This window comes from Sphingosinicella sp. (assembly GCF_052388015.1).
GTDB lineage: Bacteria > Pseudomonadota > Alphaproteobacteria > Sphingomonadales > Sphingomonadaceae > Allosphingosinicella.
This window is the reverse complement of sequence record NZ_JBQTIN010000033.1, coordinates 1-18,177: the sequence shown is the minus strand read 5'-3', so window position 1 is coordinate 18,177 and position 18,177 is coordinate 1. Positions and strand designations below refer to the sequence as shown.

At 68.9% G+C, this 18,177-nt stretch carries 15 protein-coding genes; 5 read left to right on the top strand and 10 right to left on the bottom strand.

Going from position 1 to position 18,177, the window contains the following annotated elements; all coding sequences use genetic code 11:
* Positions 1 to 27: 27 nt before the first annotated feature.
* Positions 28 to 1,950, bottom strand: a complete 1,923-nt coding sequence (locus ACT4N3_RS02620) for a TonB-dependent receptor domain-containing protein (protein WP_444853651.1) — start codon at positions 1,948 to 1,950, stop codon at positions 28 to 30.
* A 131-nt stretch (positions 1,951 to 2,081) separates the two neighbouring features.
* Here ACT4N3_RS02620 and ACT4N3_RS02615 point away from each other — a divergent pair, with 131 nt between their 5' ends.
* Positions 2,082 to 3,209 carry a sensor histidine kinase gene (locus tag ACT4N3_RS02615; protein WP_444853650.1) on the top strand — a complete coding sequence of 376 codons (1,128 nt, stop codon included), beginning with the start codon at positions 2,082 to 2,084 and terminating at the stop codon, positions 3,207 to 3,209.
* Positions 3,178 to 3,894: a LytR/AlgR family response regulator transcription factor gene (locus ACT4N3_RS02610; protein WP_444853649.1), complete on the top strand. Its 717-nt coding sequence runs from the start codon at positions 3,178 to 3,180 to the stop codon at positions 3,892 to 3,894. The genes ACT4N3_RS02615 and ACT4N3_RS02610 overlap by 32 nt, the downstream gene beginning before the upstream one ends.
* Here the strand turns inward: ACT4N3_RS02610 and ACT4N3_RS02605 are convergent.
* The 4 genes from ACT4N3_RS02605 to ACT4N3_RS02590 all read right to left on the bottom strand — a co-directional run bounded on the left by ACT4N3_RS02605 (position 3,891) and on the right by ACT4N3_RS02590 (position 9,431).
* Positions 3,891 to 4,772: a tetratricopeptide repeat protein gene (locus ACT4N3_RS02605; protein ID WP_444853648.1), complete on the bottom strand. Its 882-nt coding sequence runs from the start codon at positions 4,770 to 4,772 to the stop codon at positions 3,891 to 3,893. The genes ACT4N3_RS02610 and ACT4N3_RS02605 overlap by 4 nt on opposite strands.
* A complete protein-coding gene (locus tag ACT4N3_RS02600; protein WP_444853647.1) occupies positions 4,769 to 5,512 on the bottom strand; it encodes an alpha/beta fold hydrolase in 744 nt (247 codons plus the stop codon). Before ACT4N3_RS02600 ends, ACT4N3_RS02605 begins: the two co-directional genes overlap by 4 nt.
* Positions 5,513 to 5,550: 38 nt before the next feature.
* Positions 5,551 to 6,177 (bottom strand): TetR/AcrR family transcriptional regulator, encoded by a 627-nt coding sequence (locus ACT4N3_RS02595; RefSeq protein ID WP_444853646.1) that lies wholly within the window; start codon positions 6,175 to 6,177, stop codon positions 5,551 to 5,553.
* Between the two features lie 152 nt (positions 6,178 to 6,329).
* Positions 6,330 to 9,431, bottom strand: coding sequence for a TonB-dependent receptor domain-containing protein (locus tag ACT4N3_RS02590; protein WP_444853645.1), 3,102 nt, complete (start codon positions 9,429 to 9,431; stop codon positions 6,330 to 6,332).
* 244 nt (positions 9,432 to 9,675) lie between these two features.
* On the opposite strand from ACT4N3_RS02590, the gene ACT4N3_RS02585 reads away from it, so the two are divergent.
* Complete coding sequence (locus ACT4N3_RS02585) at positions 9,676 to 10,254, top strand: PadR family transcriptional regulator (RefSeq protein ID WP_444853644.1); 579 nt, start codon at positions 9,676 to 9,678, stop codon at positions 10,252 to 10,254.
* On the opposite strand, the gene ACT4N3_RS02580 is transcribed toward ACT4N3_RS02585, so the two are convergent.
* Complete coding sequence (locus ACT4N3_RS02580; RefSeq protein ID WP_444853643.1) at positions 10,251 to 10,685, bottom strand: GNAT family N-acetyltransferase; 435 nt, start codon at positions 10,683 to 10,685, stop codon at positions 10,251 to 10,253. The genes ACT4N3_RS02585 and ACT4N3_RS02580 overlap by 4 nt on opposite strands.
* A gap of 4 nt (positions 10,686 to 10,689) precedes the next feature.
* Entirely contained in the window at positions 10,690 to 11,160 is a 471-nt protein-coding gene (locus ACT4N3_RS02575; protein WP_444853642.1) for a hypothetical protein, read from the bottom strand.
* Positions 11,161 to 11,356: 196 nt separating this feature from the next.
* Here ACT4N3_RS02575 and ACT4N3_RS02570 point away from each other — a divergent pair, with 196 nt between their 5' ends.
* Entirely contained in the window at positions 11,357 to 12,490 is a 1,134-nt protein-coding gene (locus ACT4N3_RS02570) for a sensor histidine kinase (RefSeq protein ID WP_444853641.1), read from the top strand.
* Positions 12,487 to 13,275, top strand: a complete 789-nt coding sequence (locus ACT4N3_RS02565) for a LytR/AlgR family response regulator transcription factor (RefSeq protein ID WP_444853640.1) — start codon at positions 12,487 to 12,489, stop codon at positions 13,273 to 13,275. Before ACT4N3_RS02570 ends, ACT4N3_RS02565 begins: the two co-directional genes overlap by 4 nt.
* Before the next feature lie 314 nt (positions 13,276 to 13,589).
* On the opposite strand, the gene ACT4N3_RS02560 is transcribed toward ACT4N3_RS02565, so the two are convergent.
* The 3 genes from ACT4N3_RS02560 to gltB all read right to left on the bottom strand — a co-directional run.
* Entirely contained in the window at positions 13,590 to 13,931 is a 342-nt protein-coding gene (locus ACT4N3_RS02560) for a hypothetical protein (RefSeq protein WP_444853639.1), read from the bottom strand.
* An 8-nt stretch (positions 13,932 to 13,939) separates the two neighbouring features.
* Positions 13,940 to 15,295 carry a glutamate synthase subunit beta gene (locus ACT4N3_RS02555; RefSeq protein ID WP_444853638.1) on the bottom strand — a complete coding sequence of 452 codons (1,356 nt, stop codon included), beginning with the start codon at positions 15,293 to 15,295 and terminating at the stop codon, positions 13,940 to 13,942.
* The coding region (gene gltB / locus ACT4N3_RS02550) for a glutamate synthase large subunit (protein WP_444853637.1) at positions 15,292 to 18,177 on the bottom strand (2,886 nt) is incomplete at its 5' end. The genes gltB and ACT4N3_RS02555, both read right to left, overlap by 4 nt.

Below are 18,177 nucleotides of genomic sequence, written 5' to 3'. Positions count from 1 at the left end.
GAGGGGCGGCCCGCGCCGCGCCGCTCGCTAGCGGCGCGGGCCGAAACCGAGCGTGAGGATCGCGCGCACTGTGCGGGGCGCGATGGGCGAGAGGAGGCCGGAAGGCGCGACGAGGAAGCCTTCTTCGCCGGCGAGGTTCGAGGCGAGCACGCGCAGCTCCGCCGGGCGGCCGGCCAGGCTGAAGCGCCCCCGAACGCCGAGGCTGAACGTCGTCACCGCCGGCGCCCTGAAGCTGTTCGCCGTATCGGCCCAGCGTTCGCCGAGATGGCTGACGCCGGCGTCCACCGACCAGCCCTCCCAAAGCCGCCGCTCGATATTGGCGTTGACGACGAATTGCGAGATGCCCGCCGCGCTCCCCCCGACGATGCCGGCATCGACCAGCGGCCCGGTCACATCCGAATCGAACAGCACCATTCCGGCGACGACCCGCGTCGCATCGTCCAGTTGCCCGGCGATCGAGGCCTCGAAGCCGCGGTGCCGGACCTCGCCGACCAGCCCGAATGATCCGTCGCCGCGGAAACCCGGGGTCGGCTTGGAGACCTGGAACAGCGCGCCGATCAGGGTCAGTCGCGGCGTGATCGCGTAGCGCGCGCCAAGCTCGAATTGTTCGGTCTGCACCGGCGGCAGAACCTCCTCGCGGTTGGTCGCGGACGCGGGCGCCGAGCCGCTTTCCTCCAGCCCCGTCACCCAGCTTCCGAACAAAGCGAACCGATCGGTCAGGTTAACGACGGCGGAAATATTGTAGTCGGTCGTGTTGCTGACGCGCTCACTCGTTAGGCCGGACGTCGAGCGCACCGTCTTGTCGTAGCGCGTCCGGTGCACGCCGAAGCGCAGTTGCACCCGGTCGCGCCAGGTCAGGCCATAGCCCGCGGAGACGATAGTTTGCCTGACGACGTCGTCGCCGCGCGTGCCGGACCAAGGGCGTTCGGGAACCTCCGGCGGGTCGCCGGTCGCGAGGTCGAACGCGCCCAGCGGAATGGCGAGGCTGGTGGCGAGTTCGGTCACGGTGTGCCGGCCGCGCGCGGCCAACGTGATCTGGTGCCCGAAATCGCCGGTCTCGAACGCGCGCGCCAGCCGGATCTCGCCGGTGTCCGCGACCCGGTAGTCGCGCTTCGGCGTGCGCAAAGTGACGGCAGTCGCGTTCCCGTCCGCGTCGGCCGAGATCAAAGTGTTGTCCGCGTTGTCGAGGGAGAATCGCGAGCGGAAGGCCGATGCGTCGACCGTGAAACGGTGGATCTCGCCGCGGTACAGAAGGCCAAGGTTGATCGTCGTGCCGATGGTCCGCGCCCAGTCCGGCGAATATTGATGCAGCGGCCTGAGATTGGGCGGGACCGCCCCCGCGGTCGGGATGATCGCATAGTCGCCATCATATTCGCGGTCGTTGATCGATCCGAACACCCGCAGCCGATGGCCGGGCGCGATGGTCCAGCCGACCACGGCGCCGCCATTGCGGGCCGAGCCGCGCTCGCCGCGCGCGAGACGCCAGTCGGGGCGCCATATGACGCCGCCGGCGAGGCTGAACGGCCCGGCGCGGAGCGAAAGATCGCCCTGAAGCAGCCAGGTCCCGAAATCGCGAAAGCCCGTACCGACGCGCAGCTCGTTCGCCGGCCCCGCCTCGCGCAGCCGGTAGTTCACGACACCGGAGGGAGCGGGATAGGGGAGCCGCGCCGCGTTCACGCCGACGCGCACACTGACGCCCGCCAGAATCGTGTCGTCCAGCGCCTGGGCGCGGCTGAAATAGGCGTCGTCGATGCGATAGGCGCCGCTGTCATTGAGATCGAAGCCGCGCACCTGGCTCTCGGTATAGAGGCCCGATTGCTCGATCCCGGCGCGCTCGCCGAACGCGTCGGCTGCATTGGCGACGGCATTGTCCTGCGCGGCCGCCGGCACGGCGATGGCGCAAGTGAGGACGATCCCGCCGAGGCGGGTCAGAGGCGCGAGGCCGTGCATAGAAGCTCCTTGGATGTGGAGCGCCAAGCCTAAGGAGGTCGACGATGCGGGCGAAGACGGCTCGCTGCACCGAGCCTGCGCTTCGCTGCATTGTTGCGGCGTTTGCCCCAGGTTCGACTAAAGCGGGCGTCATGACCCACGCCGCCGCCCCTTCCGCGCCGATGATCGGCTGGCGATGGATCGCCATCTTCTGGTTCGCCGCCGCCCTGTTCGAGGCCACACAATCCATCCTCATCCAGCACTCTTTGGGGCGGCACGGCGGGGAAGCGCTGCTGTTCGTGGTCGAAATGGCGGGCTGGCTGCCCTGGGCGCTGGCCACGCCCTTCGTCATCGAGCTGGCGCGGCGTCATCCGGTCATCCCCGCCCCGACCGCGCGCGGCGTCGCGGCGCACCTCATCGCGCTCCTCGGCATCACCCTGATCGCCGAAGGGTGGTCGGCGGCGCTCCACATGCTGTTCAATCCCTGGGCCCATCGCACGGCGCCGACCTTCTGGGACACGCTCAGCGCGACGCTCATCTTCCACGGCCTGATCTGCCTGTTCGCCTATCTGCTGATCCTGGCAATTACTTATCTGGTAGATTCGCGGGACAAGGTCGCGCGCAAGGTGACCGAGACCGCTTTGCTGGGCGAGGAGCTTTCGAAGGCCCAGCTCGCGGCTCTGCTCCGCCAGATGGAGCCGCATTTCATGTTCAACACATTGAATTCCATCGCCGGGCTGGTGCGCGACGATCGCAAGGCGGCGGCGGTCGAGATGATCGTCGGCCTCAGCGAGATCCTCCGCCGCGCGTCCCGGAACCACCAGCCGGAGACGACGCTCGCCGAGGAGGTCGAATATGTGCGGCGCTATGTCGACATCCAGAAGGTCCGCTTCGGCGATCGCCTCCGCTACGGCGCGGACATTCCCGACGCGCTGATGAACGCGACGGTCCCCAGCCTCCTGCTTCAGCCTCTCGTGGAAAACGCCATCAAACACGGGCCGCGGAGCGGGTGGCGGGCGGCGAGATCCGCGTCGCGGCGGCGAGACAGGGTGCGGCGCTGTCCCTCACCGTCACCAATGACGGCCCGGTCCTCGCGGCCGACTGGGAGTCGAAGGGCGGCGGCGTCGGCCTCGCCAATCTGCGCAGGCGGCTGCAGATCATGCATGGCGACGCCGCCGACCTGCTCGTCAGGAACGCGGCTGGCGGCGGCGTCGAGGTGGTCGTCACGCTGCCGCTGGCGGATGCCGCATGACGCGGATCAGCGCCCTCGTCGTCGATGACGAGCCGCTCGCCCGGCGCAATCTAACGCTTCTGCTGAGCGATGACCCCGAGATCGGATCGATCGAGGAGTGCGCGTCGGGAGCGGAAGCGGTCGCGGCCATCCAGCGCCGGCAACCGGACCTCTTGTTCCTCGACGTGCAGATGCCCGAGTGCGACGGCTTCGATGTCCTGGAATTGCTGGGCACTGACCTTCCGCGGACGATCATCTTCGTCACGGCCCACGATCACTATGCGCTGCGCGCCTTCGAGGCGGGCGCGCTCGACTATCTGCTGAAGCCGTTCGACGACGCGCGTTTCACGCGGATGCTGGCTCGCGCCAAGGAGAAGATCGCGCTCCATGCGTCACGTCAACAGGCGCCGCGCAGGCTCGTCGTGAAAGGGCTCAGTCAGCTGCATTTCATCAATGTGTCGGACGTGGATTGGGTGGAAGCCGCGGACTATTATTCCTGCCTGCACGTCGGGCGGGAGACGCATCTGATCCGCCGCACCATGGCCGAGCTCGAACGGGATCTCGGCGACAATTTCACCCGTATCCATCGCTCGGCGATCGTGAATCTCGATCGCGTGCAGGGCCTCGAGCTGCAGAGCAATGGCGAGCACGAAATCATCCTGAAGTCCGGCCGCTGCCTGCGGCTGAGCCGGCGTTACCGGAAGCAGGTTCGGGAGCGTTTGGGCGCCGCCTAGCGGGGTTGCACGGGCGACTGCGCCGGCGGCGCCGGGCTTGGTCCCGCCGCCAGGCTCGCGGCGGCGGCGCGGCCCGCATCGGTGTTCGGCGCCTGCTGGGCCACTCGGCGGTAGAGCGCCTCGGCCCGGGCGCGGTCGCCGCGCTGGCCGGCGATGGTGCCGGCGAGCAGGACGATGTCCGGATTGTCGCCGGCCAGGCTCATCGCCCGCTGGATGTCGGTCTCGGCGCGGGCGAGGTTGCTCTCGCGCCGGGCCAGCTCGGCGGACAGGTACCAGACCATCGGGTCGCCCGGCACCAGCGATCCGGCGCGGTCGATGTCCTGCCGGGCGGCGGCGAGATTGTTGAGCGCGACCATCGCCCGGGCCCGGTCGAGGTGGACCTCGCCGCGCAGCTCGTCGGTCAGGTTGGTCGTCGCCAGCGCCGCGTCGAGCGCCAGCACGGCGCGGGTCGGCTGGCCGGCCGCGATCCAGGCGTTGCCGGCCTGGACCAGGAAATCGGCGCGGCGGATGTCGCCCGCATTCTGCGCCTCGGCGGCCGCCTGCTCATAGACCGTCGCCGCCGGCCCCCAGCGCTCGAGCGCCACATAAGCGAGGCCGAGGCAGAGCCGGGCATAGATGCCGCCGCCATCGACGCGCCACGTGCTCGCCGCCTGGATCGCCTGTTCCGGATTCTCGCGCACCCGCGCGACGCAGGCGCGGTAGCGGCCCTCGGTGAGCCCGTCCATGGCCGGCGCGGCCTGACGCGACGGCGCCGCGGGAGCGGCCGCCTCCGGCCGCGCGCGCGGCGGCGGCGGCACGACCGGCGCCTGATTGGGGGTGGGCGTGCCGCCCGGCCCGAGCTGAAGCGCGAAAAGGAATGCAACCACGGGAAAGGTCACGGGTCGAGCTGCTCCATCAAATCGGCGACGGTGGCGGTCAGCAAGGCGATATCGGAATCGCGCGACAGCCGGTGATCGCCGTCCTTGACCAGACTTAACCGAACGTCGGGTGAACGGATCAGCTCCGTCAGCCTGAGCGACCAGGCCCAGGGGACATCCGGGTCTCGCTGCCCGTGCAACAGCCGCACCGGGCAGTCGATCGCGATCGGGGCGTGCGTCAGCCGCATCGCCTCGCCGCTTTCCCAGAAGGCCCGGCTGGTGACCGTCGGCGCGTCGCCATAGGGATTCGGCTGCTCCAGACGCCCCGCCGAGAGGATCGTCAGCTTCTCCTCCTCGGTGAAGCCCCAGCCGGTGAAGTCCGGCGCCGCGGCGATGCCGATCAAGCCGAGGACCCGTTCCGGCCGGGCGAGTGCCGCGTGCAACATCAGCCAGCCGCCCATCGACGAGCCGACCAGCAGGACCGGCCCCTCGACGACCTCGTCGATCATGCCGAGCGTGTCGTCGCGCCACTGCGCGAGGCTCTGTGTCTCGAATTCGCCCGGGCTTTCGCCGCAGCCCGAATAGTCGAAGCGCAACATCGCCCGCCCGTTCGCCGCCGCCCAGGCGTCGAGCGCGAGCGCCTTGGCCCCGGCCATGTCCGAGGCGTAGCCGGGCAGGAAGACGATCGTCGGCCCCCGCCGCTCGCGATGATGATAAGCGAGCAGGGTCGCGCTCACCGAAACAGCGGAAAAGCCGGTCACGCGCCGCGCCTAGCACAGCGCCGCGCGTCAGCCCAAGCTCAAGCGGCGGCGGGAACGCTCCATTCGAACAGATAGGTGGCGGCGAACGCCTCGCGCACCGCCTCGCCGAGCAGCCGTTCGCGCTCGTCGGCCGCCGGCGGCTCGCCAGCCGGGAGCAAGGGTGCCAGCGCGAACGCCGTCTCCAGCCGCTTGACCAGCCGCCGCGCCGCCCCGTCGCGCATCAGGATCGTCACTCCGCGGAGCCGGCCGCTCTCTTGCACAACGGCTTCGACCTGACGGCAGAGCAAGGCAAGGATCCGCCGCTCATAGGCGTCGCAGAGCCAGGCGCGGTCGCGGCCGCGCAGCATCGGCAGCAGCATGTCGCGATAGGCGTCGCTCGCGAACAGATCGGCGAGGAAGGCCGCGTGGGATGCGAGGGCGTCGATCGTCGTTTGCGCCTCGTCGGACGGGCGGCCGGATGACAGCGCCTCCACCCGGTCCATGAGCTGTGCCGCGACCGCGTGGAACAAGGTCTCCGCGTCGCCGAAATTGTAGCGCAGGGCCCACATCGAGACGTCGCAGGCCTCGGCGATCGCCTGCAGACCGAGCTGCTCCGCCGGACGGGTGGCGAACAAGGCGGCGGCGCGCTCGATCAGCGCCTGGCGGTTGCGGTGCAATCTTGGCATTGGGACGCTCCAATAGTGCGTTTAGCACTATATTGGAGTGCGGACCATGTCGAAAGGACGCTGGGCCGGCACGATCCGCCATTCACCCGCAGCGGACGCGAAAAAGGGGCGGACCTTTCGGCCCGCCCCTCTCTTCCGATCTGTGGGCTTGATCAGAAGCGGATGCGCGCGCTGGCGACGAAGCGGCGGCCCAGCGCGTCGTAGGTCGACGGATAGGTGTTGCCGCTGTTGAACGCCGTCGAACCGGCGCTGCTGCCGACGACCGGCGGGGCGCGATCGAGCAGGTTCTGCACCGAGAGCGTGATCGTCAGATGATCATCGACCGCGATTCGGCCGGTCAGGTCGAAATAGTCCGCCGACGGGATGCGATCGAAGTCGACGGCCTGACCGGAGAGGTCGCCGAGACCCGCGCCGAGCGTGCCGGTGAACGGATTGCCCTGGCCGGGCTCGTAGCTGACCGCGTCGATATGCCGCCACAGCAGCGAGATATCGATATTGTCGAACGTGAAGGTCGTGCGCAGCGACCATTGCCACTCGGGCTGGATCGAAGCGCAGTTGACCGAATAGAAGCCGACGCACTCGCGGTTGACGCTGACCCCGGAGACCGCCTGGAACAGCGACTCGTCGGTCCAGTTGAGGACGAAGTTGAACGCGAGGCCCATGCCGCCCAGGATGTCGAGATTGCGACGATAGTTCAGCACGAAATCGACGCCGCTGGTCTCGAGAATGCCGAGATTCGACAGCGCCAGGGCCAGGCCCGGCGTGGTCGCCGGGTCGCCCGAGAGCTGGCCGGTCGTCGGATTGCGGCGGATCCCGGTGCAGGCCGCGCTGGCCGCGGCGCCGGCGGGGATCGCCGTCGCCTGGCCGTTCGCCGCGAGCGGGCCGAAGCAGGACTCGATCGCGTCGCCCGGTGTCGGCACGGTGATCGCGTCGGTGATCCGAATGTTGTAGTAATCGGCCGACAGCGACAGGCCGGGAATGAAGTCCGGCTGAAACACCACGCCGACCGTCCAGCTCGTCGATTTCTCCGGCTGCACGTTGAGATTGCCGCCGACCGTGACGTTCGCCTGGCCCGCCGTCGGCACGCCGATCGCGCCGATCGCGCCGGCCGGAGCACCCTGCGCAAGGCAGATCGCGAGCAGCTGCCCGGTCGGCACCGGCCGGCCCGGGATCGGATTGCCATTGTCCTGGAGGTTGGCGCACGGATCGTCGTTGAGGTTGGTCAGCACCGTGTTCACCGGTGTGAACAGCTCGAAGATGCTCGGCGCCCGGATCGCGCGGGAATAGCTGCCGCGGAACCTCAGGCCATCGATCGGCGCCCAGGTGCCCTCGACCTTCCAGGTCGTTGTGTTGTAGCTGGGGCTGCCCGGGGCGTCGACGCCGTAGCTTGAATAACGGATGCCGCCGCGCAACTCGAGCAGATCGAAGAACGGCCGTTCGGAAATGATCGGCACGATCAGCTCGCCGAACGCCTCGTAGACATTGAAGCCGCCGTTGATGTTCGGGGCCGCGCCGCCGGCGCCGCCGAGGTCGCCCGACTGGGCCAGGCTGTCGGAGCGCTGCGAAGCGGTATATTCGCGGAACTCGCCGCCGACCGCGAAGCTGACCGGCTGGCTCGCCCAGGGCAGGCTCCAGCCGAAATCGCCCGAAACCGTGCCGCGCGCCTGCGCCAGCGTCACGGCGACGAGAACGGTGCTGGAATCGGTGAGATAGTCGATCGCCGCCGGCGTCCAGGTCGCGTTGCCGGCCGGGCCGAAGAAGTTGATCGGCACGCAGCCCGGCGTCGTCGAGCCGCCGAGCGGCGCGTTGGGCAGGCAGGTCGCGGCGTTGGTCGCATAAGCGGCCGCGCGAACGCGGGAGTTCAGCGTGAAGCCCGAGACCGTCGCCAGAACGTCGCTCTCGCCATAGCTGCCGAACAGATCCCAGTCGATCGAGTCGGTGATGCCGCCGCGCGCGCCGAGACGATAATCGAAGATCGTCGTGCCGAACGAGCTGATGCGCGGGCCGACCTCGACCGCGCGCCGCGACAGGATCGTCGTCACGGTGCGGAAATTGGGGTCGGCCGGGGTCAGCGCCGTCGCCGCCGCGGTGCACTGCGCCGGCGTGTAGAGCGGCACATAAGGCGCGCCGGTGTTGGTGTCGAAGGCGCAGAACGCGTTGCGTAGCGCCGGGGTCAGGAACGGGCTCGACAGCGGCACGGTGACCTGCAGGCCGAACGCGCCGGACGGGGCGATGATCGTGTCGACCGTGTTCTTCGAGAACAGGCCGCGGGTGTAGATCTCGATCGCGTCACTGATCTGGTAGTTCGCCGACGCATAGATGTTGAAGCGCTCGAACGGCGTCTGGAAGATGTTGTACGGGTTGAAGTTGAATGGCGTGAACGCCGCCGTCGGCTGGAAGGCCGTGCCGGCGTCGTTGAGCTGGCGATTGCCCTGCGCCGCGGCGCAGGTCGGCTCGCCGGGGCCGCCGCAGGGGCCAAGCGTGTTGACGCCGGTGAAGCGCGACGGGACCGCGGTGCCCGAACCGCCTACCGCGCCGGTGAACGTGTCGACGCCGAAAATCGAGAAGCCACGCGCGCCCTGGTAGACCGGGTCCGCCTCCTGATAACCGACAGACAGGGTCGCATTGCCGCGGCCGTCGTCGAAATTGGCGCCGATGGTGACGTCGGCGCGGAAGATGTTGCCGTCGCCCCGCTCGGTGATCTGCTCGGAGAGGTTGATGTCGATGCCGGCGAAATCACGGCGGGTGATGAAGTTCACCACGCCCGACACCGCGTCGGCGCCATAGGTGGTCGAAGCGCCGCCGGTCAGCACGTCGACGCGCTGGATGAGGGCGAGCGGAATGTTGTTGAGGTCGAACTGGCCGAGCAGGTTCGCAGGAACGAGCCGGACGCCGTCGATCAGGACGACGTTGCGGTTGGCACCGAGGCCGCGCAGGTTGACGAAGGACGAGCCGCCATTGCCGTTGTTCACGGCCGAGCCGACCGACGGGACGGCGCCCGGCAGCTCGCGCAGCAGCTCTTCGGCGACGTTCGCCTGCTGGAGCTCGATCTCCTGCTCGCCGACCGAGTTGATCGGCGACGAGGCGACCAAATTGGGGTTGCGCACCAGGGTGCCCGTGACGACGATCGCCTGATCGTCGCCGCTCTCCGCGGTCTGTGCCGTGTTTTGCGCGAAGGCGGGCGCAGCGGCGAAAGCCGCCGAAGCGATGATGGTCGACGCCAGAAACCGCGTCCGGACGCTGGATTGCCTCATGATCCGAATAACCTCCTGTTGGCCGCCCGGTATTTTAGTGCGGCTAGCACTATCGGTGATGGGCCGCGACCAGCCGGATCGGCAAGGGTGATTATGGTGCGGTTAGCACTTTTCGTGTTTTGTGTTGCAGTCGCGCCACAAGCGGCGCCCTCGCCGGCGGCTCGGGTTTCTAGCGCGGTCGGGCAAGGTGGCTTGACGCGGCATGACCGATTGCGGAGACCATGTCCGCGAGTGCGGGGGCTGCATGACTCAACGCCAGAACCGATCCGCGGACCGCGCCGCCGCCGCGCCCGCCGACGGACTTACCGACAATGAGGGCAGCCTGCTGGCGCTGATGCTGCGGCGCCAGCCGGTGACCGCCTATCAGCTGCTGCGGCTTTACGAGCAGTCGCCGGTCAGCAGCTTCAACGAAAGCAAGGGCAGCCTCTATCCGCTGATCCGTCGGCTGAAGGCGCGGGGGCTGATCGCCGCGCAACCGATCGCCGGCGATGGGCGAAAGTCCGAGCGGCTGAACTGCACGGCGGCAGGCCGCGCGGCGGCGCGGCACTGGGTGAAACGGCTGGAGCCGCGTCACATCCTTCCCGACGATCCGTTGCGCACCAAGGCGATCTCGTTCGAGCTGCTCGACGCCGGCGAGCGCAGCGCCTGGATCAAAGCAGCCAAAGCGCTGACCGAAGCCAAGATCGCCGAGGTCGAGGCCTATATGATCGGCCTCGATTTGCCCCATAAGGAAGCGATCGAGGCGAACGCTCTCGGCGCGCTGCAGGCGCGCCTCGACTGGCTCGACCGGCTGGCCGGAGCGGTGTCGGAGCCGCCGGCCTAGAGCAGCCCGCACAGATCCTTTTCAAAGCGGCGCATCGGGCCGCGGCGGGAGGACGCCGCGAGGCCAAGCGCACGGGCGACCTCATGCGCGGCCGGAGCATCGGCAGGCAGCGTCGCGCGGACCCCGCGCGCCCCGAGCAGGCGGAGCGCCGGCGGCGCCGCGGCGCGCGCCGCTTCGCGCATCAGGCCGCGGCCGCGATAGAGCGGGGCGAGGAAGAAGCAGAGCTCGGCGACCCGATCGGCGCCGCCGCCAAGCGCGAACCCGATCCAGCCCGCTTCCGCGAGGCCAGGCTTGAGGAGGATCGCAAGATCGACCGTGCCAGGGGCGGAATCGCGCGCGCGAAGCACCAGCCGCGGCGTCTCGATCGCCGGCAGCGAGCGCGGCGCGCCGCTTGTCTGCGCGGCCGGCATGGCGAGGGCGAGCGCGGCCATCGCGTCAGGCTCGCGCCGCCGCGAGCGCGCCGCGCCGGGGCCCGATCAGGAACGCGATCGGCAGGCCGACGAGCACGACATGAGCGAACACCGCCTTGGCGACCCGGTCCGCATCGACGACCGGATGAACGTCCGGCCAGCGCAGCGGCAGCACGACCCAGTACATGAAGGCGTAGAGCAGCAGGCCGTAGCCGACTCCCGCCAGCACCGGCCCCAGCCGCGCCAGCAACTCGCTTTGACGCGCGGCGAGCGCGGCATAGAAAGCGACCATCGCGGTCATGATCGCGAAATGGATCGCGAGGCCAAGAGCCGGCGCCCAGGGTTCCTGCGTCACGCCGGGGCCGAACGGGCCGCTGGCGATGCCGGCGAGCACCCGCGCCGGCGTTCCGCCGTTCATGCCGGCGAAAACGAAGGCGCTGGCGATGTCGAGCACGCCGGCAACCAAGGTGGCGATCGCGACCCGCCGCATGTCCATCACGTCCTCCCACTTCTGTCAGGCCCCAACAGTGCGGCGCGCGCCGTTTCATCGCCACGCCGGCCCGCGCGGGCGTCGGCTTTTTGCCGCCGAACGCGCGTCCCGGCGCGGGACAAGGCGTCGGGCTGCGGGGGAACGTCGCCTTTCTGCGCGCGAGCGTCGTGCCGCCGCGCGGTCATCATGTTATGGGCGAGTCATGAACGCGCAGAGCCCGCCGCCGCTTGCCCGGCCCGACGAGGACGTGCTCGTCGGGGCGCCGCCCGCATTCGATTCCGATGCGCTCGACGCGCCGACGCGCCGGATGGCGATCGCGATGACGCTGATCTTCTGGATCGCCAATATCTCGGTCCAGATGTTCCGCTCCTATCTGGAGGATCATGGCGATATGGGCGGGCTGCTGCTCGCCCGCGTGACCACCGCGGCGGGTGGGCTTGGCCTGTGCTTCCTCGTCCATCTCGTGATCGCCCGGCTCGGCCATCGCTCCTTCGCGGCGCGCGCCGTCGTGCTGGCGCTGATCGTGCCGATCGTCGCCGATGCCTGCGCCTGGCTCAGCTATCTCACCATGGCCGCCTTCGCGCCCGTCTCGGTTGTCCGCACCGCGACCTCCAGCGCGACGATCCAGGCGGTGCTCTACTGGGTGTGGTTCTTCTTCGCCTGGGCGGCACTCTATCTCGCGCTGCGCTACAGCTATGAGGTGAAGGCGTCGGAGCGGCGGGCGCGGATCGTCGAAGGGCTTGCCCACGCCGCGCAGCTGAGGGCACTGCAGAACCAGATCAGCCCCCATTTCATGTTCAACACGCTGAACTCCATCTCGGCCCTGATGCTTGACGGAAAGGCCGAACGGGCCGAGGCGATGCTCCGCCGCCTGTCCGATTTCCTGCGCGCGACGCTCGCGCTCGACGCTTTGTCGGACATCACCCTCGCCGAGGAGCTGCGCATCCAGCGCATGTACCTGGACATCGAGCAGGCGCGTTTCCCCGATATGAACGTCACCGTCGACTGCCCCGATGAGCTGGGCGATGCGCTGGTGCCCGCGCTCATCACCCAGCCGATCGTCGAGAATGCGGTCAAATATGGCGTCGCCCGCTCGCTCGGCCCGGCGCGGATCGACATCGCCGCCTCGCGCGCGGAAGATCAGCTCGTGCTCGCCGTCGCTGACGACGGGAGCGGCCCGGGGCAGCCCGCCGCCGGCCTCGGCGTCGGCCTGCGCAACGTCGCCGATCGGCTGCGCGGCCGGTTCGGCGCGGCGCACCGCTTCGCGGCCGGCCCGACGGAACAAGGCGGCTTCCGTGTGACGCTGGCGCTTCCATTGAGCCGGACGAAGCGATGACCCGGATCCTGATCGTCGACGACGAGCCGCTCGCCCGCCGGCGGCTGGAGCTGCTCCTCGCGCAGCTTCGCGTCCCGGCCGACACGGTATCGACCGCCGACGGCGTCGAGACCGCCGTCGCCAGCTTCGCCGCCGCGCCGGCCGACACCGTGCTGCTCGACGTCCGGATGCGCGACGGCACCGGCTTCGACGTCATTCGGCGGCTGCCGGAGGGCGCCGCGCCGGCGATCGTCTTCGTCACCGCCTTCGACGATTTCGCGGTGCGCGCATTCGAGATCGCGGCGGCCGACTATCTGGTCAAGCCGGTCGGCGCCGAGCGGCTCGGCGAAGCGCTGGAGCGCGCCGAGCATATGCTGAAGACGCGCTCGCCGGCGCAGCGGCGCGCGGCGCTCACCCGTCTTGCCGCCGCCGCGCCGGGTATGCCGGACGCCGCGCCCGGGGAGCGGGAAACCGAGTTCTGGATCCGGCGCGCCGGCGGCGATTTTGTCCGGCTCGAAGCGGCGGCGATCGACTATGCGGTGGTGGAGGAGGATTATGTCCGCATCTTCGCGGGCGAGCGCTCCTACTTGCTGCGCGAATCGATCCGCGGCTTGCTCGGCCGGCTCGATCCGGACGAATTCATCCAGGTCCACCGCTCGGCGCTGATCCGCCGTTCCGAGCTGGCCGAGGTCGCCCGTTCCCGTCTCGGCCGCGCCGAGGTCCGGCTGCGCGGCGGCGAGCGCCTGCCGCTCGGCCGGGTTCACGGCAAGGCGATCCAGCGCCTGCTGCGCGGCGCGGGCGGCTGATCGGGACGGGCAAAAGCTGGCGGTGCTGTCAGCCTAACGCGAACTCGTCTCTGCGCGGCGCAGCTCGGTCTTTGATGCTGGCAGGTCAGGTGGCAATCTGGCGCCCCTCAGCAAGCGCCGCGGTGCAGCGCTCCTTGTAGGTCTCGGCTGCGCTTCCCTGCACACATGCCGGAGCCTCTGTCGACCAATCGTGGCGATTGGCCGACCACATTACCAACGGCGTCGGAGCCGATCCACGCGCTTTTCAGACTCGGTGATCAGCGTACGCATCGCGCTGAGCTCGTCCCCAGGAGCACCTCGCTTTTCAGCCAGGCTCATGCAGACGCGACGGTGGTCAAGTTCGCTCTGGAGCGGTACCCCGCGCGAGCGCGAGCCGCTTCGATCGCCTCGATCCGCCTCAGCAGCGCCGCGGCCGAGAATTCGCTTCCCACGAGATGAAGGTCGCTTAAGGCCACCAGCTTGAACTTGCCCAGCTTTAATCGCTTGGGCTCCACCCCGTCCCGCGCAACCGTCACCGCTTTGAGAAAGGCTTCGCCGCCTTCGCTGAACAGCTGAAGTGGGGCCAGGATCGAACGGCCGCGATTATAGGCCACGCTCGTCAGCACCTGCCGCTCGATCGCATTGCCCAGAGCCAACATTTCCCGGTCGCTCAGCACGCACAGCCTCAGCGCATCATGGCAAGGTGCGAGTCGACCGCGGCCGCACATTCGCGCCCCTCGCGAATCGCCCACACCACCAGCGACTGGCCGCGGCGCGCATCCCCGCAAGCGAAGATGCCCGGTCGCGAAGTCGCGTAGGCGGCCCGGCCGAGTTCGACGGCTGCCTTCGACACCACGCCGCCATGCTCCGGGCCCGTAAAGCCTGTGGCGAGGAGCACCAGGTCAGCCTCGAACGAGAGCGCCTCGCCATCGTGCTCGCCGTGCAGGTTCGTGACCTGGCCACCCCGGCCGTCTAGGCGAAGGGTCGCCACCGAGAACTCACGGGCGGCCCCTTCTTCTTGGGAGGACGAGGTGCGCAGGCGGAGCGGCCAACGGGGCCAGCTCAGGCCCTTGTCCTCGGCCAGCGGCGGCTGGGCGAGGATCTCGAGCTGGGTGACCGACGCCGCGCCCTGGCGGTTGGCCGTGCCAATGCAGTCCGAGCCGGTATCGCCGCCACCGATCACCACGACATGCCCGCCCGTCGCGAGGATCGGCGCGCCGGCATGCGGCAGGCCGGCGTTTCGCCGGTTCTGCTGGACCAGGTAATCCATCGCGAAATGGACGCCGCCGAGCGCGCGGCCCGGCACGTCGAGGTCGCGCGGCTGCTCCGCGCCGGCGGCGAGGACGAGGACGTGGTAATCGTCCATCAGCCGTTCCACCGAGACGGCGCGCCCCACCTCCATGTTGGCGCGGAAGATCACGCCCTCCGCCTCCATCTGCCCAATCCGCCGGTCGATCAGCATTTTGTCCATCTTGAAATCGGGAATGCCGTAGCGAAGCAGGCCGCCGATCCGATCGGCTTTCTCGAATACGGTCGGCGAATGGCCGAGGCGGGCGAGCTGCTGCGCGCAGGCGAGGCCAGCCGGACCGGAACCGACAATGGCTATCCGCTTGCCGGTGCCGCGCGGCGAGAAGCGGGGGACGATCCAGCCCTCGTCCCAGCCACGGTCGACGATGGCGCACTCGATCGTCTTGATCGTCACCGGCGCATCGTCGAGGTCGAGCGTGCAGGCCGCCTCGCAGGGTGCCGGGCAAACGCGGCCGGTGAACTCGGGAAAATTGTTGGTGCGGTGCAGCCGCTCCAGCGCCGCACGCCACTGGTCGGTACTCACCAGGTCGTTCCAGTCGGGGATGAGATTATCGACCGGGCAGCCGGTGTGGCAGAAGGGTACGCCGCAATCCATGCAGCGCTCCGCCTGACGCTTCAGCTCGGCCTCGGGCAGCGGCTCGACGAACTCGTTCCAGTGGCGAAGGCGCTCGGCGACCGGCCGATAGTGCCGGTCTTGCCGATCGATCTCGAGGAAACCGATCGGGTTGGTCATGCCGCCGCCTCCAGCGTGGCGAGCGCGCGACGATAATCGGTCGGCATGACCTGGACGAACTGGCGCTGCGCGGCGAACCAGTCGGCGACGAGCGCGGCGGCACGGACGCTGCCAGTGAGGGCGAGGTGCCGCTCGATCAGCGTGCGGAGCGTTTCGACGTCATCGACAGGTTCGAGCGCGACACTGGCTTGGTTGCTTAGGGCGTCGAGCCGGGGTTCCGGGTCCCAGACGTAAGCCACGCCACCGGACATTCCTGCTGCGAAGTTACGGCCAACGGGACCAAGCACCACGACCGCCCCGCCAGTCATATATTCGCAGCCATGATCGCCGGTGCCCTCGACCACCGCGACCGCGCCGGAATTGCGCACGGCGAAGCGCTCGCCCGCGACCCCGGCGAAGAAGGCCTCGCCCTCGGTCGCGCCGTAAAGGCAGGTGTTGCCGACGACGATGTTGGCGGCGGCCTCGCGAGGCGCGCCTTCCGGCTGGCGGACGATCAGCCTGCCGCCCGACAGGCCTTTGCCGGCATAGTCGTTGGCGTCGCCGATCAGTTCCAGCGTCACTCCGCGGGCGAGGAAGGCGCCGAAACTCTGTCCCGCTGTGCCCGCAAGCCGCGCGTGCAGGCTGTTTTCCGCCAGTCCGGTATGGCCGAAGCGGCGCGCAATCTCGCCGGACGCCATCGCGCCGACCGCCCGGTCCGTGTTTGCAACGTTGCTTTCAATGTGGGCTGGCAGAGGCCCCTCCAGCGCCGCAATCAGCTGCCGATCGATCACGGTGCCAGAAGCGCGGCAGAGGCCGCCCCCGTGACGAATTCCCTCGGCCTCCGGCATGTGAAGCAAGCGCGTCAGATCGACGCCCTCGGCCTTCCAATGCGCCTCCACATCTACGCAAGCGAGCAGGTCGGACCGGCCGATCAGATCATCCAGACTGCGCAGGCCGAGCGCGGCGAGAATTTCGCGCACCTCCTCGGCGACGAAGAAGAAATAATTGATCACGTGTTCCGGCTGGCCCGTGAATCGGGCGCGTAGCACCGGGTCCTGCGTGGCGATCCCCACCGGGCAGGTGTTGAGATGGCATTTGCGCATCATTACGCAGCCGGCGGCGATCAGCGGCGCCGTGGCGAAGCCGAACTCGTCCGCGCCGAGCGCCGCCGCGATGGCGACGTCACGGCCGGTGCGGAGGCCGCCGTCGGCCTGAACCACGACCCGCTCGCGCAGGCCATTCAGAACCAGCGTCTGCTGCGTCTCGGCGAGGCCAATCTCCCACGGCAGGCCCGCATGGGTGAGCGAGGTAAGAGGCGAGGCACCGGTGCCCCCTTCATAACCGGCGATGGTAATATGGTCGGCCATGCACTTGGCGACGCCCGCCGCCACGGTGCCGACACCCTGCTCGCTGACCAGCTTTACCGACAGGCGTGCCGTCGGGTTCACGCTCCGCAAATCGTGGATCAGCTGGGCGAGATCCTCGATCGAATAGATGTCGTGGTGCGGTGGCGGACTGATCAGGCCGACGCCGGGCGTGGAATGGCGGACCGCCGCGATCTCGGCATCAACCTTGTGGCCGGGGAGCTGGCCGCCTTCGCCCGGCTTGGCGCCCTGGGCGATCTTGATCTGCAGATCGTCGGCATTGACCAGATATTCGGCGGTGACGCCGAAACGACCCGAGGCGACCTGCTTGATCGCCGAGCGCGCGTCGGTGACGAAGCGCTCCACCTCCTCGCCGCCCTCGCCGGTGTTCGATTTGCCGCCGATCCGGTTCATCGCCTTGGCGAGTGTCGTGTGCGCCTCGCGGCTGATCGAGCCGAAGCTCATCGCGCCGGTGGCGAAGCGCTTCACGATCTCCGTGGCCGGCTCGACCTCCGCGATTGGCACTGGCGGGCCGGCGGGCCGGAAGTCGAGCAGCCCGCGGATGGTGAGTAGCCTGCGGTCGCGGGCGTTCAGTGCGTCGGCGAAAGCGCGGTATTTGTCCGGCAGATTGCCCCGCGCGGCATGCTGAAGGTTGGCGATACTGTCGAACGTCCAGGCATGGTCCTCGCCGTCGGCACGTTGGGCATAGAGGCCGCCGGGATCGAGCGCGTCGACCTCGGGGGCGTGGGCGGCGCGGTGGCGGCGGGCAGTCTCCTCGGCCAGCTCGGCCAGGCCGATGCCGACGATGGGCGTTGCCGTGCCGGCAAAATACCTCTCGACGAGGCAGTCGCTGAGACCCACCGCATCGAATATCTGCGCGCCGCAATAGGATTGGAAGGTGGAGATGCCCATTTTGGACATCACCTTCAGCATGCCCTTGCCGATCGCCTCGATGTAATTGGCCTGCGCATCGTCAGGTGAAACATCGATACGCCCGCGCACGCGGAGATCCTCGATCACGTCAAAGGCCAGCCAGGGATTGATCGCCTCCGCTCCATAGCCGGCCAGGACGCAGAAATGATGGACCTCGCGCGCCTCGCCCGTCTCCAGGACAAGGCCGGTCTGCATCCTGAGACCTTGACGGATCAGATGATGGTGCACCGCCCCGGTCGCCAGCGCGGCGGGGATCGGGATGCGGTCCGGCCCCTCGGCGCGATCGGAGAGGATCAGCAGATTGATGTCGGCAAGCACCGCCTCGGTCGCTTCCCAGCACAGCCGATGCAGCGCCGCCTCGAGCGACTGGGCATCGCCGCCTTTCGGCCAGGTCGCATCGAGCGTTGTGGTGCGAAACGCGCCGTCCAGCGTCTCGTGGATCGAACGGATCTTCTCCAGATCCTCGTTGGTGAGGATCGGCTGCGAGACCTCGAGCCTTTTGTGGTTGCCGGCGTTATGGCCCAGCAGGTTGGGCCGCGGCCCGATCATCGAGACCAGGCTCATCACCAGGCTCTCGCGAATAGGATCGATCGGCGGATTGGTGAC